At 66.2% G+C, this 14,524-nt stretch carries 13 protein-coding genes and 1 pseudogene; 7 read left to right on the forward strand and 7 right to left on the reverse strand.

Annotated features, from left to right (window positions below):
• Nucleotides 1-92: 92 nt before the first annotated feature.
• Both A5636_RS20480 and A5636_RS20485 read right to left on the reverse strand, forming a co-directional pair.
• Nucleotides 93-857 (reverse strand): 3-hydroxyacyl-CoA dehydrogenase, encoded by a 765-nt coding sequence (locus tag A5636_RS20480; protein ID WP_065160468.1) that lies wholly within the window; start codon nt 855-857, stop codon nt 93-95.
• Between the two features lie 43 nt (nt 858-900).
• Entirely contained in the window at nt 901-1,983 is a 1,083-nt protein-coding gene (locus tag A5636_RS20485) for a CaiB/BaiF CoA transferase family protein (RefSeq protein WP_065160469.1), read from the reverse strand.
• Between the two features lie 122 nt (nt 1,984-2,105).
• Between A5636_RS20485 and A5636_RS20490 the strand changes: the two genes are divergently transcribed.
• Nucleotides 2,106-2,930, forward strand: coding sequence for an enoyl-CoA hydratase (locus tag A5636_RS20490; RefSeq protein WP_065160470.1), 825 nt, complete (start codon nt 2,106-2,108; stop codon nt 2,928-2,930).
• Between the two features lie 34 nt (nt 2,931-2,964).
• A complete protein-coding gene (locus A5636_RS20495; protein ID WP_065160471.1) occupies nt 2,965-4,353 on the forward strand; it encodes a DUF2867 domain-containing protein in 1,389 nt (462 codons plus the stop codon).
• Between the two features lie 6 nt (nt 4,354-4,359).
• Here the strand turns inward: A5636_RS20495 and A5636_RS20500 are convergent, their stop codons facing one another.
• Both A5636_RS20500 and A5636_RS20505 read right to left on the reverse strand, forming a co-directional pair.
• Complete coding sequence (locus tag A5636_RS20500) at nt 4,360-5,097, reverse strand: CPBP family intramembrane glutamic endopeptidase (protein ID WP_065160472.1); 738 nt, start codon at nt 5,095-5,097, stop codon at nt 4,360-4,362.
• Nucleotides 5,094-6,251: an NAD(P)H-binding protein gene (locus A5636_RS20505; RefSeq protein ID WP_065160473.1), complete on the reverse strand. Its 1,158-nt coding sequence runs from the start codon at nt 6,249-6,251 to the stop codon at nt 5,094-5,096. Before A5636_RS20505 ends, A5636_RS20500 begins: the two co-directional genes overlap by 4 nt.
• 141 nt (nt 6,252-6,392) lie before the next feature.
• Between A5636_RS20505 and A5636_RS20510 the strand changes: the two are divergent.
• From A5636_RS20510 to A5636_RS20520, 3 genes and pseudogenes are all read left to right on the forward strand, one after another.
• A pseudogene (locus tag A5636_RS20510) lies at nt 6,393-7,445 on the forward strand (type III polyketide synthase).
• A 5-nt stretch (nt 7,446-7,450) separates the two neighbouring features.
• Nucleotides 7,451-7,951 carry an isoprenylcysteine carboxyl methyltransferase family protein gene (locus A5636_RS20515; protein WP_065160480.1) on the forward strand — a complete coding sequence of 167 codons (501 nt, stop codon included), beginning with the start codon at nt 7,451-7,453 and terminating at the stop codon, nt 7,949-7,951.
• The gene (locus tag A5636_RS20520) at nt 7,948-8,961 is read left to right on the forward strand and encodes an NAD(P)/FAD-dependent oxidoreductase (protein ID WP_065160474.1); all 1,014 of its coding nucleotides are present in this window, start codon (nt 7,948-7,950) and stop codon (nt 8,959-8,961) included. The genes A5636_RS20515 and A5636_RS20520 overlap by 4 nt, the downstream gene beginning before the upstream one ends.
• Here the strand turns inward: A5636_RS20520 and A5636_RS20525 are convergent, their stop codons facing one another.
• Both A5636_RS20525 and A5636_RS20530 read right to left on the reverse strand, forming a co-directional pair.
• Complete coding sequence (locus A5636_RS20525; RefSeq protein ID WP_065160475.1) at nt 8,962-9,762, reverse strand: crotonase/enoyl-CoA hydratase family protein; 801 nt, start codon at nt 9,760-9,762, stop codon at nt 8,962-8,964.
• Complete coding sequence (locus A5636_RS20530) at nt 9,759-10,907, reverse strand: thiolase family protein (RefSeq protein ID WP_065160476.1); 1,149 nt, start codon at nt 10,905-10,907, stop codon at nt 9,759-9,761. Before A5636_RS20530 ends, A5636_RS20525 begins: the two co-directional genes overlap by 4 nt.
• A 235-nt stretch (nt 10,908-11,142) precedes the next feature.
• Here A5636_RS20530 and A5636_RS20535 point away from each other — a divergent pair, with 235 nt between their 5' ends.
• Together A5636_RS20535 and A5636_RS20540 are read left to right on the forward strand one after the other, a co-directional pair.
• Entirely contained in the window at nt 11,143-11,961 is an 819-nt protein-coding gene (locus tag A5636_RS20535; RefSeq protein WP_065160477.1) for a MerR family transcriptional regulator, read from the forward strand.
• A complete protein-coding gene (locus A5636_RS20540; RefSeq protein WP_065160478.1) occupies nt 11,916-12,716 on the forward strand; it encodes an SDR family oxidoreductase in 801 nt (266 codons plus the stop codon). Before A5636_RS20535 ends, A5636_RS20540 begins: the two co-directional genes overlap by 46 nt.
• A gap of 41 nt (nt 12,717-12,757) precedes the next feature.
• On the opposite strand, the gene A5636_RS20545 is transcribed toward A5636_RS20540, so the two are convergent.
• A complete protein-coding gene (locus A5636_RS20545) occupies nt 12,758-14,245 on the reverse strand; it encodes an aldehyde dehydrogenase family protein (protein ID WP_065160479.1) in 1,488 nt (495 codons plus the stop codon).
• Nucleotides 14,246-14,524 lie beyond the last annotated feature (279 nt).

A 14,524-nucleotide genomic window follows, 5' to 3' on the forward strand; every position in this document is an offset into this window, starting at 1 on the left:
TTACTAGCGTTTGCGCGCCCGGGCTGCAGTCTCGCCGTCACCGCTACAGTCTCGGCGTCACCGCTGCAGTCTCGGCGCAGAAAGGCCCGCGGCTAGCGTGGCGCCATCCGAATTGCGCCGTCCAACCGAATGACCTCGCCGTTGAGCATCGGGTTCTCCACGATGTGCACGGCCAGCGCGCCGTACTCGTCGGGGTCGCCCAACCGGGCCGGGTGCGGGACCTGCTTGCCCAGCGACTTCTGCGCCTCCTCGGGCAGCGAACCGAGTAGCGGGGTCTTGAACAGTCCCGGAGCGATGGTCACCACGCGGATGAGTTCCCGCGACAGATCCCGCGCTATCGGCAGTGTCATGCCCACCACGCCGCCCTTGGACGCCGAGTAGGCGGCCTGGCCGATCTGGCCGTCGAACGCGGCGACCGATGCGGTGTTGATGATGACGCCACGCTCGGGGCTCGTCTCGGGACCGATCGGTTCGGTCTTGGCGATGCGCTCGGCGGCCAATCGCAATACATTGAAGGTGCCGATCAAGTTGACCTCGACCACCTTCTTGAAGCCGTCCAGCGGGAACGGGCCGTCCTTGGACAGCGTCTTGATGGCGTTGCCGATACCGGCACAGTTGACGTTGATGCGCACCGGTCCCAGAGACTCGGCCGTGTCCAGCGCTTTGACGACACCCGCCTCGTCGGTGACGTTGGTCTGCACGAAATGTGCCCGCTCGCCCAACTCCTGGACGGCCTCCTCGCCCCTGAGGTCGAGCACCACCACCTGCGCCCCGGCGTCGAGCAACCGCTTGGTGGTCGCCAAGCCCAGGCCTGACGCACCTCCGGTGACGACAGCTACGGCGTCTCTGATCTCCATGCGAGTCCTTCCCTCTGGCGGCCGACCTACTGGTTGGTTGGGACTATACCCAGTCGGCGAGAACGGCTTCGATGTCACCCACCGGCTCCGCCTGGCGCGGGGTCTCGGCCGGTGTGCGCGAGAACCGCGGCGCCGGCATGGGCTGCAGGTTCCCGTCGACCTCGTACAGCGTGTTGCGCTCAGCGATGTGCGGCTCGGTGTGCGCCTCCCCGAATGCCAGCACCGGCGTCACGCACGCGTCGGAATCGGCGAACACCTTGGCCCAGTGGTCGCGGTCGCGGCTGGCGAACGCCTCGGTGAGCAGCGCGCGCAGTTCGGGCCAGCGGGCGATGTCGTTCTGCGACGGCAGGGTGGCCGCGTCCAGCCCCAGCCCTTCGATCATGGCGGCGTAGAACTGTGGCTCGATCGCACCGACCGCAACGTAGCGGCCGTCGGCGCACTCGTAGGTGTCGTAGTAGGGCGCGCCGCCGTCGAGCAGGTTGGTGCCGCGCACGTCGGTCCACATGCCCGAGGCGCGCATCTGCCACATCATCTGCATCAGCACGCTGGACCCGTCGACCATCGCGGCGTCCACCACCTGACCCTTGCCCGAGGTCTGCCGCTCCCATAGCGCCGACAAAATGCCGAGCAGCAAGAACATTGATCCGCCGCCGAAGTCGCCGACCAGATTGAGGGGCGGCACCGGCCGTTCGTTGACCCGGCCGATCGAGTGCAGGATCCCGTTCAGCGAGATGTAGTTGATGTCGTGGCCGGCTTGGTGGCTACGTGGGCCCGTCTGGCCCCAGCCGGTCATCCGCGCGTACACCAGCCGCTCGTTCACCTTGGCGCAATCCTCGGGTCCCAAGCCGAGTCGCTCCGTGACGCCCGGGCGGTAACCCTCGATCAGCACGTCGGCCTTGGCGACGAGCTTGAGCACCGTTTCGCGGCCCGCGTCGGATTTGAGGTCGGCGGTCACGACGCGCCGGTTGCGGCTCATGGCGTCCTTGACCACACCACCGGGCGCGCCCGAGGGGCGGTCCACCCGCACCACGTCGGCGCCGAGATCCCCCAGGATCATCGCCGCATGCGGACCCGGTCCGATGCCTGACAATTCGACAACTCGTAAACCACTCAGCGGACCCGCCATTGGTGTCCCGACCTTTCGTCTGCTTTGACGCCTGCGACCCACGCCGGGTCGAACAACCGGTTGATTGCATCTTCGCAGCCGCGGGATAGGGCGCTTCAACCCGGTCGCTTAGTGTGAATCCCATGTCCGAATCTGGATCCGAAACGGGAATTGCCGCTCTCGCACCTGTCGCCGGCCTCGACGTCGAGCTGACCGACGGCGTGCTGTCGCTCACCATCAATCGCCCGGACAGCCTCAACTCGCTGATCATTCCGGTCATCACCGGGTTGGCCGACGCGATGGAACGCGCGGCCACCGACCCGGCCGTGCGGGTAGTGCGTCTGGGCGGCGCGGGCCGCGGCTTCAGCTCCGGAGCCGGCATCAGCGCCGACGACATGTCCGAAGGCGGCGGCGTCCCGCCCGACGAGATCATTCTGGAAATCAACCGGTTGGTCCGGGCCATCACCGCGCTGCCGCACCCGGTTGTCGCCGTGGTGCAAGGCCCGGCGGCCGGCGTCGGCGTCTCCATTGCCTTGGCCTGCGACGTCGTATTGGCCTCGGAGAAGGCGTTTTTCATGCTGGCGTTCACCAAGATCGGGTTGATGCCCGACGGGGGCGCGTCGGCGCTGATCGCGGCCGCAGTGGGCCGGATCCGCGCGCTGCGCATGGCGCTGTTGCCCGAGCGGTTGACCGCCGCGGAGGCGTTGTCCTGGGGTCTGGTCAGCGCGGTCTATCCGGCCGATGAGTTCGACGCCGAAGTGGACAAGGTGGTTTCACGGCTGCTCAACGGTCCGGCGGTTGCCTTCGCCAAAACCAAGGGCGCCATCAACGCCGCCACCCTGACGGAACTGGACTCGACGCTCGAGCGGGAATTCGACGGGCAGTCCGGTCTGTTGCAAGCTCCCGATTTCAAAGAAGGCACCAAGGCCTTTCAGGAGCGGCGCGCCCCCGCCTTCACCGATTCCTGAGTTATATCGGGGGAAACCGGGCAATCCCTTCAGCGTGACGGCTCAACGTGTTCGTTGTCTGGTAACCGGCGCCACCGGTTATGTCGGCGCGCGGCTTGCCCCGCGCCTGCTGGACGAGGGACATTCGGTGCGCGCGCTGGCACGCAAACCGGAAAAGCTGGACGACGTACCTTGGCGTTCCCGGGCGGAGGTCGCCAAGGGCGATCTCAGCGATGCCGACTCGCTGGTCGAGGCGTTCGACGGGATCGACGTGGTGTATTACCTCGTCCACTCGATGGGTGCATCGAAAGACTTCGCCGCCGACGAAGACCGCGCCGTACGCAATGTGGTGACGGCCGCCAAGCGCACCGGGGTGCGCCGGATCGTGTATCTGGGCGGACTGCATCCGGAGAACAGCGACCTCTCCCCCCACCTCGAATCCCGCAAAGCGGTCGGCGACCACCTCATCGACTCCGGCATCGAAACAGTGGTGCTCCAGGCCGGCGTGGTCGTCGGGGCCGGGTCGGCATCGTTCGAGATGATCCGGCACCTCACCGACCGGTTGCCGGTGATGACCACGCCGAAATGGGTGCACAACAAGATCCAGCCGATCGCGGTTCGTGACGTGCTGTACTACCTGGTCGCTGCTGCTACAGCCGAGGTCTCCAGCTCGCGGACCTGGGACATCGGCGGGCCGGACGTGCTCGAGTACGGCGACATGATGCAGGTCTATGCCGAGGTTGCTGGATTGACCAAACGGCGCATGGTCGTGCTGCCGTTCCTGACGCCGGCCATCGCCAGCCTGTGGGTGGGCACGGTGACCCCAATCCCGTCGGGCCTGGCGCGACCGCTGGTCGAATCTCTGGAATGCGACGCCGTGATGCGCAACCACGACATCGACTCGATCATCAAGCAGCCGCCGGGCGGGTTGACCAGCTACCGGCAGGCAGTCGTCACGGCCCTGGACCGCGCCGGGCGGGGCCTGCCAGGTGCGACGTGGGCGTCGCTGCAGTCCCAGCCCGCTGACCAGTTGCCCAGCGACCCGGACTGGGCCGGCGAAATCGTCTTTACCGACGAGCGGACCTGCGTCACCTCGGCAGCACCCGGCGACGTGTGGAAGGCGGCGGAAAGCGCCATCACCGAAGCGCAGGGGCAGAGATTCCCCGTTTTCCCCGTCGGGCCGCGCCGCGGGCACGCGGCACAACGCTGGACCGTCGTGGAGAGCGAACCCGGTGTCAAGCTCCGGTTGCAGGCCGAAGTGCGGTCTCCCGCGCGGGCCTGGCTGGAGATCAGCGTCACCCCGCAGGAAGGCGGCGGCAGCAAGTACACCCAGCGGGCAGTGGTGTTCCCGAATGGCATCGCCGGGCGGTTGTACTGGTTGCTGCTGCTGCCCGTGCACCGCGCCGCGTTACGCGCGCTCGCCGGCAACATCACCGCCGCTTAGACGGCGCTAGACACCGAACATCGGCGGCAGCACCAGCACCATGATCAGGCCCCACACGAAATGGGTCAGCATCGGCGCCAGAATCCCGCCGGTCGCCCGGCGCTGCAAGGCATTCACCGTGCCCAGGATTATCCCGGCGAACCCCAGCATCGGATTTCCGGCAGCCATCGTCGCCAGCACATAGAGAACCGTCGAGATCACCAGTGGATGGTGCCGGCACAACGCCGTATAGAGCGCACCTCGGAAGAACGTCTCCTCCGCAACGCCGTTGACCACCGTGATCAGCACGACGAGCAGAAACGAACCCTGATTTGCATACAGCAGCACGCGGGTGATCAAGGACGCCACCGGTGTGATCTCCCGGACGATCAGCGCGCCCACTATGAACACGCCGCCGAGCAGCAAACCGGTGGCGATCCCGGTGATCACCGGACGTTGGTTGCGACCGCGCCAACAGATGCCGCCCAGGTGCAGCGGCCCGGAAAGGAACGCACCGAGAAACCAGACCGCCGCCAGCGTCAGGGTCAGCCAATAGAAGGCCGGATCACCTGGTTTGGTTCGCAGCGAGAAGCCCAAAACCGCGGCACCGATCACCAGGGTTATCGCCACAATGATGCGTCGGCGCCGTATGACGCGAGGCGATTCGTGGTGTGGCACAGCCACATTGGTGATCGCGCGACGGAATTCTTGGAACGGCGAAGTGGCGTGCGGGGGTGCGCAGTTGGCAGCGGTCGGCTGACTCATGCAGGGCGTACCTTCGGGGCCAAGGACAGCAGCAGGTCGAGATAGGTGCGCACCGCCCCAGCCACCGGCCCCGGAACGATGTTCACCAGCCCCAGAGTGTGACGCGCGAAGGGTGGCGTGATCATGCGGGCTAGCCTACGGATGCGCAGCGCGTCACCGCCGGCCCATCCCGGGTCGGTGTCGGCCAGGTCGTGCGGATCGGCCAAGGCATCCACCGGCCGCGCCGCGCGCTTCGTGCCGGCGATCGCCAGCGCCATGGATTCGTCCACACCCAACAGGCCGCCCGGCGGGTCGGGCACCACACCTTGCAGCCCACTGCCGGACGCTTTCATCGGATGATCCAGCGACTCCACCAGGTCTCCCGCCAGACCCGGTGGCACGGGCAGCGCAAGCGCTGTCACCCGGGACGCCAGCGCGGTGTTGATACCCACGACCGGCAACGCCGCTCGCCACCGTCCGGAATTGCGCGCGTAGGCCTTGTACAACCCCCGATAGGACGTGGTTTCCGGCCCGGCAATGTCGTAAGCACCCGCAGGCACCAGGTCGGCGTCGGCCGCCGCAACCAGGTAGTGCAGCACATCGCGGATGGAGATCGGATCGATCGGGTTCTCCATCCAGCTCGGCATCGGCATCACCGGGAACCGGTCCGCCACGTAGCGCAGCATCTCGAACGACGTCGACCCGGCGCCGATGATGATCGCCGCGCCCAACCACACCAGTTCGGGACCGTCCGCCACGTTCAGCGCCTCGGCCACCTCGGCCCGGCTGGTCAGGTGTTCAGACAGTGCCTCGTCGTCCGGCACGAAGCCACCGAGGTAGACGATGCGGCGCACACCAGCCTCCTTGGCGGCGGCCGCCATGTTTGCCGCTGCCTTACGGTCGGCATCGCGGAAATCGGCTTGCCCGATCCCGTGCACCAGGTAGTAGACCAACTCGACGGGGTCGCCGGTGTTCTCCGCGGTGGTGAAGGCCGCGTTCAGCGACACCGGGTCGGCGGCGTCAAGCGCGACGGCGGTGACATCGTCGTACCAGCCGAAGTTCTTGAGGCGAGCCAATTTCCGGCTGGCGACCACCACCTCGTGGCCTTCGGCCAGCAACGCTGTGACCAACCGCGAACCGATGTATCCGGTGGCTCCTGTCACCAGAATTCGCATATCTTCCAACCTAACCGTCGACGATCTCTTGGGACAGTTAGGTACCCCGGTCGCAGCCGCTACAAATCTGCGCAGGTCAGCGCGGTACTTGAACTCATCCGAAGGCGGTGTCGTCACCCCCGTATGGCTAGTAGCTGCACAATGTCAGGGTTGAATCCGGCCGTGGCCGGCGTCGCCGTCAAGTTCCCGCGCCACCTGCACAGTCAGGAAGACACCGTCGCCGCGCTGACCGACTTCGCAGGCCCGGAGTTCAAGCGGTTCGCCCTGCGCAGCGGTGTCGAGTCTCGCCACACCGCGCTGCCGCTGTCGCGCTATTCGGAACTCAGCGGCTTCACCGAGGCGAACGACGCCTTCGTCGAGGTCGCGCTCGACCTGGCCGAGCAGGCGCTCCTGGAAGCACTGCGGAAGGCCGACGTCGAGCCGTCGGAGGTTGACATCGTGTTCTCCACGACTGTTACCGGACTGGCCGTCCCGACGCTGGAGGCGCGCCTGGCCTCGCGAGTGGGACTGCGTCAGGACGTCAAACGGGTCCCACTGTTCGGCCTCGGCTGCGTGGCAGGTGCCGCCGGTGTCGCGCGGATGCACGATTACCTGCGCGCATTTCCCGACCAGGTGGGCGTGTTACTGGCAGTCGAATTATGCTCGCTGACCATTTAACGGGAAGATATCTCCGTGGCCAATCTGGTGGCTTCGAGCTTGTTCGGCGACGGCGCGGCCGCCGTCGTTACCAAGGGCGCTCATCGGGCGACCGGCGGCGGCGTGCGCCCCAGGGTCCTTGCGACCCGCAGCCGCATCTATCCCGACACCGAGGGGGTGATGGGGTGGAACATTGGCACCGACGGCTTCCGGATCGTGCTGTCGGTCGATGTCGCGACCGTGACCGAGAAGTACCTGGGTGACGACGTCCGCAACTTCCTCGGCGATCACGGTCTGACTACCGCCGACGTGTCCACCTGGGTATGCCATCCCGGGGGCCCCCGGGTGATCGAGGCGGTAGAGAAGGGGCTCGGCCTGCCCGCTGATGCCCTGGACCATACCCGAGAGTCATTGCGCCACAACGGCAATTTGTCCTCGGTGTCGGTGCTGGACGTGCTGGGTGCCAACATGGCCGACCCGCCGCCGCCCGGCTCGATCGGGCTGATGATCGCCATGGGTCCGGCGTTCTGTTCCGAATTGGTGTTGCTGCTGTGGTGAACACCATGTATTACCTGCTGATCGGAATCGTCGTGCTGGAACGACTAGCGGAGCTGGTGGTTTCCCGGCGCAACGCACGATGGTCATTTACCCAGGGCGGCAGGGAATTTGGCCGTCCGCACTATGTGGTGATGGTGATCCTGCATGCCGCGCTTCTGGTGGGCTGCCTGGTCGAACCGGCGGCACTGCACCGGCCGTTCCTACCGTGGCTCGGCTGGCCGATGTTGGTCGTGGTCGGGCTGTGCCAGGTTCTGCGGTGGTGGTGCATCACGTCGCTGGGCAAGCGGTGGAACACCCGGGTGATCGTGCTCCCCCACGAACCCTTGGTGAAGCGGGGCCCCTACCGGTTCCTGCATCATCCGAATTATGTTGCGGTAGTGGCCGAAGGCGTCGCGTTGCCGCTAGTGCACACCGCATGGTTGACGGCACTGTGCTTCACGCTGGCCAACGCCGCCTTGCTGACGGTACGGCTACGCGTGGAGAACTCGGCGTTGGGCTACACATGACCGATTACGACGCCGACCTGCTCGTCGTCGGTGGCGGGCCGGGCGGTCTCGCCACCGCGCTACAGGCTCGCCAGCAAGGGCTTTCGGTGCTGGTGGCCGAGCCACGGGAGACCCCGATCGACAAGGCGTGCGGCGAAGGGCTGATGCCTGGCGGCCTGGCCGAACTCACCTCGCTCGGCGTCGACCCGGTCGGCATGAACTTTCGCGGGATCGCCTATATCAGCGAGCATCGGCGGGCTGAGGCGCGGTTTCGCACCGGTCCCGGCCGGGGGGTGCGACGCACCACGCTGCACGCAGCGTTGGCGGCGCGCGCCAAAGAGCAAGACACCGAATGGATCCGGACAAAGGTGACCACCGTTGCGCAAGATGCCGTCGGGGTGATGGCCGCGGGCGTGCGCACCAGGTGGCTGGTGGGTGCCGATGGCCTGCATTCGGCGGTCCGGCGCGCAGTCGGGATCACGGCGACGACCGGCACCCCGCGCCGGCACGGGTTGCGCTGGCACTACCGGGTGCCGGCGTGGTCGGAGTTCGTCGAAGTCCATTGGTCGCGCTGGGGCGAGGCATACGTGACGCCGGTGGAACCGGATCTGGTGGGGGTGGCCATCCTGTCCCGGCAACGGCCGGAGATCGACTGGTTCCCTTGGCTGGCAAAGCATTTGGACGGTAGCCGGGGGCAGGCCCGCGGTTGCGGTCCGCTGCGGCAGGTGGTGTCGCGCCGCGTCGCCGGCCGGGTGCTGCTGGTCGGCGACGCCGCAGGTTACGAGGATGCGCTGACCGGTGAAGGCATCAGCCTCGCGGTCAAGCAGGCGGGCGCAGCGGTCCGCGCGATCGTCGACGATGCACCGCAGTCATACGAGCGGGCATGGCACCGCGTGACCCGCGACTACCGGTTACTCACCCGCGGGTTGGTACTGGCCAGCACACCGCTTGCTGCGCGCCGTGCCATCGTGCCGGCATGTGCCGCCCTGCCGCCCCTATTCCGTTGGGGCGTCAACATGTTGGCGTCTTAGCTAACGCGCCTTCCAGACCGGCTCGCGCTTCTCAGCGAACGCCAGCGGCCCTTCACGGGCGTCCTCGGAGCGAATCAGCGTCCGCATTTCGCGCATGGTGCGCTCCCAGCCCACTTCTTCGGCGGCGATGACGCCGTCATCGACGCCATAGGCGATGCGCTTGCTTGCCTGCACCGACAACGGCGCATTCCCGGTCACCCGCGAGGCCAGCGCCAGCGCCGCGTCCAGCACCGAGCCGTCGGTGACCTCGTTGATCAGTCCCCATTCGAGGGCCTTGGTTGCGCTCAGCGGCTCGCCGGTCATCAGCAGTTCCATCGCCACCTTGCGGGGCAACTGCTCCACGATCCGGAATACGCCACCGGCCGCGGCGATCAGACCTCGCTTGACCTCCGGCAATCCGAACTGCGCGCGCTCAGCAGCCACCACCAGGTCACTGGCCAGCGCCAGCTCGGTGCCACCGCCCAGCGCGGTGCCGTTGACCGCGGCAATGGTGGGCTTGTCGATGAAATGGTGGACATAACCCGCGAAGCCCCACTCGGGGCGATCCGGATGGTAGATGTTCTCCCGCCGCGAGATCGCCTTGAGATCTGCCCCGGCGCAGAAGGATTTGTCTCCGGCGCCGGTGATGACGACCGCCCGCACCTCGGGATCCTGCTGCGCCTGGTCGAGCGCGTCGCCGACGGCGATGCTGACGGCGCCGTTGACGGCGTTGCGCGCCTCGGGCCGGTTGATCGTAATGATCAGCACATTCCCGCGACGCTCAGTTAGCGCGCCAGGAGCTTCGTCCGAAGACTGCGTCACAGGAGCTCGAGGATGGTCGCGTTGGCCTGACCACCGCCCTCGCACATCGTCTGCAGGCCGTAACGAATTCCCTTGTCCCGCATGTGGTACAGCAGCGTGGTCATGATCCGCGCGCCGGAACCGCCGAGCGGGTGGCCGAGCGCGATCGCACCGCCGTTGGGGTTCAGCTTGTCCGCGTCGGCACCGATGTCCTTGAGCCAGGCCAGCGGAACGGGCGCGAACGCCTCGTTGACCTCGTAGGCGCCGATGTCGCCGATGGACAATCCGGAGCGCTTGAGCACCTTCTGGGTGGCGGGGATGGGCGCGGTCAGCATGATGACCGGGTCGGCTCCGGCCAGGGTGGCGGTGTGCACCTTGGCAATCGGCTTCATGCCGAGTTCCTTGGCCTTCTCAGCCGACATGAACAGCAGGGCGGCCGAACCGTCGGAGATCTGCGAGGAGTTGCCCGCGTGAATCACGCCGTCCTCTTTGAATGCCGGCTTCAGCGAGGCCATCTTCTCCATCGGGGTGCCGCGCCGAATACCCTCGTCCTTGAGCACGACGTTGCCATCCGAATCCTTGATGCCCACGATCTGGTCATCGAAGGCGCCGGAATCCTGTGCGGCAGCGGCCTTTTCGTGTGAGTCGAGGGAGAACTGGTCGAGGGTGACACGGTCCAGGCCCCACTGCTCGGCGATCATCTCCGCGCCGATGCCCTGATTCGGAATCTTGCCCTCGTAGCGGGACAGGAAGTTCTCCGGGTACGGCCGCCCACCGTTTGCGAGCGAGGCGCCCATGGGTGTGCGCGACATCGACTCGACGCCGCCGGCGACGACCACGTCGTAATGACCGGCCACCACGCCGGCCGCCGCGAAGTGCACGGACTGCTGGCTGGAGCCGCACTGCCGGTCCACGGTCACACCGGGAACCGTCTCCGGCCAGCCGGCCGTCAGCAGCGCGGTGCGGCCGATGTCGAGCGCCTGCTCGCCGGCCTGCATGACGCAACCCCAGATGACGTCGTCGACCAGCTCGGGGTCGATACCCGCTCTGGTGACCAATCCATTGAGTACCTGCGCCGATAGCTCGGCTGGGTGCACTCCGGACAAGCCGCCGTTGCGCTTGCCGATCGGCGAACGCACTGCCTCGACGATGACTGCTTCAGCCATGTGATGTCTCCTTTGACACGTTTGAGTTACCTCGATTGTCAACCAAGGGGTTGGCCGGTGCAGGGGCGGGGTGCCACTTAGCTATGGAACCTATGCTTTCGATGCTTTCGCGACGTGGCGGTTTCGTTGGCCGGCACCCGAGAAGCTGCTGGCACCCGACGACGACGAACCTAATTGACGTCAAGCGAAGCGCCGAGCTTGACTCTCCCGCAACGGGAGACTTCACAATGAGCCGGTGACCACCGTTTTGTCGATTGGCGACTTTTCCCGGATGACGCAGTTGTCCGTCAAGACGCTTCGCCACTATCACGACGTCGGCCTGCTCGAACCGCATCGTGTCGATCCGGCCACCGGCTACCGGTACTACTCCACCGACCAGGTGCCGGCCGCTCAGGTCATCCGCCGATTACGCGACCTCGGCATGCCGCTGGCTGACGTGCGCGCGGTCCTCGTCTCCGCACCGGCCGACCGCAATGCCCTGATCAGCGCTCACCTGGAACGATTCGAAAACCAGCTTGCGGCAACGCGTAGCGCGGTGGAATCGCTGCGGGCCATTCTGCAAGTGCCAAAGCGTGATTCGCGCATCGAGCACCGCACCGTCGCCGCGACACCGACCGCCGCGATCACTGGGAGGGTCGATCGCGACGACCTGCTGCCCTGGTGGCAAGGCGCGGTCGGCGAACTGCGAGCGAGGGTGCAGGCCGACCGACGGCTCACGCCAACCGGGTCGCTCGGGGCGTTGTTCGACTTCGACATCTTCGCCGACGACCGTGGCGAAACTACCGTTTTCATTCCGGTCGACGGCGAGGTGCGACGGATCGGGCGGGTGGTGCCGCTGATCGTTCCGGCGGCCGAATTGGCGGTCATCTCGCACCACGGCCCACATGACGACGTCGACATCCACTACAGCGCGCTCGGAGAGTACGCGACCCGACACGAAATCAGCATCGAAGCTCCGCTGCGGGAGTACTACCAGCGATTCACATGGGACACTGACGATTCCACGCAATGGGTCACCTCGCTGTGCTGGCCCATCTTCCGGGCCGCCGCGTGAACGCGCTACAGGCCCGGCGTGCCGTCGTCACCGGCGGCACCAAAGGGACCGGCGCGGCAGTGACGGCGTGGCTGCGGTCTCGAGGAGCTCACGTCACCGCGGTGGCACGACATCGCGGCGCCGAGGCAGACGACTTCATCGCCGCGGACCTCACCTCGCCGACAGGAGTAGAGGAGGTGGCCGCTCAGATCCGCGAACGCGGCGGTCTCGAGATCCTTGTGCATGTCGCCGGAGGATCCGGGGCACCGCCGGGTGGTTTCGCCGCACTCGACGATTCGCACTGGGCCGATGAGCTCAACCTCAACCTGCTGGCGGCGGTCCGCCTGGACCGTGCATTGCTGCCGATGATGATCGAGGCGGGTTCGGGTGCGGTCGTGCACGTCGGCTCGATCCAGAGCCGGATGCCACTGTTCGATGGCACTCTGGGATACGCCGCGGCCAAGGCCGCGCTGCGCGCATACAGCAAGGGGTTGGCGAACGAGCTGGCCTCCAAGGGTATTCGCGTCAACACGGTGTCGCCCGGATTCATCCAGACCGAGGCGGCCGAGGGCCTCATCGACCGGCTCGCTGGTGAGAACGGCGACCGCGAAGCCGCTCTGCGCTCGCTGATGAGCGCGCTCGGCGGCATCCCGCTGGGTCGGCCCGCCAGGCCCGCCGAGGTCGCCGAGGTCGTCGGCTTCCTCGTCTCCGATGCCGCCGCGTCGGTGGTTGGTGCCGACATAGTCGTCGACGGCGGCACCGTGCCGACGATCTGAAGCATCAGAGCATAGCGGGCTATACGTTGCGGCGCAGCGAATTACGAGCCGGCCGGGTAGCCCACGGACTTGATCTCGGTGTACTGGTCGAAGCCCGCCACACCGTTCTGACGTCCCACGCCGCTGTACTTGTACCCGCCGAAGGGTGCGTCAGCACCGTAGGGAGCGCCACCATTGGCGCTCATGAAGCCGGCTCGGATCCGGCGCGCCACCGCCAGCGAGTGTTCCACCGAGCCCGACATGACGTTGCCCGCGAGACCGTACCTGCTGTCGTTGGCAATCCGGATCGCATCTTCCTCGTCGTCGAACGGGATGACCGCTAGCACCGGGCCGAAGATCTCTTCTTGGGCGATAGTCATCGAGTTGTCGACATCGGTGAATAGCGTTGGGCGGACGAAGAATCCCTTGTCGAATCCCGTTTCGGCGTCCGGTCCGCCGACCAGCGCGGTGGCCCCCTCTTCGACACCCTTGCGGATGTAGCCCATCACGCGATCCCGTTGCCGCTCGGAGATTACGGGTCCGCAAAGGGTTCCGGGGTCCTGCGGGTCACCGCAGGTGACGTTCTCGTAGATGCTCTTGAGGATCGCGACACCCTCGTCATAGCGGGACCGCGGCAGCAGCATCCGGGTCGGGTTCGCACACCCCTGCCCCGCGTGCATGCACGGCGCGATTCCAATAGCGCAGGCCATGCCGAAATCGGCGTCTTCCAGAACGATCGTGGCGGATTTCCCGCCGAGTTCCAGGAACAGCCGCTTCATGGTGGCGGCGCCCTTTTCCATGATCCGCTGCCCCACCACCGTCGAACCCGTGAACGAGATCAGATCGACCTTGGGCGACAGCGTGAGTTCTTCGCCCACGAAGTGATCCGATGCGGTGACGACGTTGACCACACCCGCTGGGATGTCGGTCTTTTCGGCGATCAGCCGGCCCAGGCGGGTCGCGTTGAACGGGGTGTTGGGCGCCGGCTTGAGCACCACCGTGTTGCCGGTGCCCAGGGCTTGTCCGAGCTTGTTGATGGTGACCTCGAACGGGAAATTCCACGGCACGATGGCACCGACCACGCCGACGGGCTCCCGAAACACCTTGATAGACGTGTTCGCGCCGGTCAGGCTGACGACGCGGTCGCTGAGGTCGGTTTCCCAGGCGTACTCGTCGATCAGCCTGGCGGGATACTTCAGTCCGTCTTGCAGCGGGGCATCCAGCTGGGGGCCGAAGGTGATCGCCCGGGGCGAGCCGACTTCGAGGATCAGCTCCTCGCGCAGCTCTTCCTTCTCCTCCTCGATGGCATCGTGCAGCTGCAGCAAGCAGCGCTTGCGCAATTCCTTGTTGGTCGACCAGTCGGACTCATCGAAGGCGCGCCGCGCGGCATCGATGGCCCGGTGCATGTCCTCTTTCGATGCGTCGGCAACCTCACCGAGCGGCTCCTCGGTGGCCGGGTTGATGTTGGTGAAGGTGCCGGCCTGACCGTCGACGAGCTTGCCGTCGATCATCATCTTCGGCTCGAACCGGACCTTTACAGTGTCAGCCATATGTGTCACTCTCTTTGGACTCGTTGAGGACTCTACGGAGAGCCTTACTGGAAACTAGCCGATTGGCAAGTTGCAACTTCGAACACCCCTACTGGGGGTCGAATAACACCAAATAATCCACAACGCCCAACACCACCGGCCGGCAATACCGCTGACAGTTCGGCGGGTCAGCGGCACACTCGACGCCAAGTCAGACCCCCTGGCCCCACGAACGGCGGACGATCGAATCGTTTATCGCTCAACAAAATCGGGACTAAGTGCCGGTCAGCACCGGTGCGG

It is taken from the genome of Mycobacterium asiaticum, from assembly GCF_001673315.1.
In the GTDB taxonomy this organism is placed as follows: Bacteria; Actinomycetota; Actinomycetes; order Mycobacteriales; family Mycobacteriaceae; genus Mycobacterium; species Mycobacterium asiaticum_B.

Excerpts from the sequence above, each read along its gene's own strand:
- A5636_RS20480 (WP_065160468.1), bottom strand. The coding sequence starts at position 857 with ATGGAGATCAGAGACGCCGTAGCTGTCGTCACCGGAGGTGCGTCAGGC.
- A5636_RS20485 (WP_065160469.1), bottom strand. The coding sequence starts at position 1,983 with ATGGCGGGTCCGCTGAGTGGTTTACGAGTTGTCGAATTGTCAGGCATC.
- A5636_RS20490 (WP_065160470.1), top strand. The coding sequence starts at position 2,106 with ATGTCCGAATCTGGATCCGAAACGGGAATTGCCGCTCTCGCACCTGTC.
- A5636_RS20500 (WP_065160472.1), bottom strand. The coding sequence starts at position 5,097 with ATGAGTCAGCCGACCGCTGCCAACTGCGCACCCCCGCACGCCACTTCG.
- A5636_RS20505 (WP_065160473.1), bottom strand. The coding sequence starts at position 6,251 with ATGCGAATTCTGGTGACAGGAGCCACCGGATACATCGGTTCGCGGTTG.
- A5636_RS20515 (WP_065160480.1), top strand. The coding sequence starts at position 7,451 with ATGTATTACCTGCTGATCGGAATCGTCGTGCTGGAACGACTAGCGGAG.
- A5636_RS20520 (WP_065160474.1), top strand. The coding sequence starts at position 7,948 with ATGACCGATTACGACGCCGACCTGCTCGTCGTCGGTGGCGGGCCGGGC.
- A5636_RS20530 (WP_065160476.1), bottom strand. The coding sequence starts at position 10,907 with ATGGCTGAAGCAGTCATCGTCGAGGCAGTGCGTTCGCCGATCGGCAAG.
- A5636_RS20540 (WP_065160478.1), top strand. The coding sequence starts at position 11,916 with ATGGGTCACCTCGCTGTGCTGGCCCATCTTCCGGGCCGCCGCGTGAAC.
- A5636_RS20545 (WP_065160479.1), bottom strand. The coding sequence starts at position 14,245 with ATGGCTGACACTGTAAAGGTCCGGTTCGAGCCGAAGATGATGATCGAC.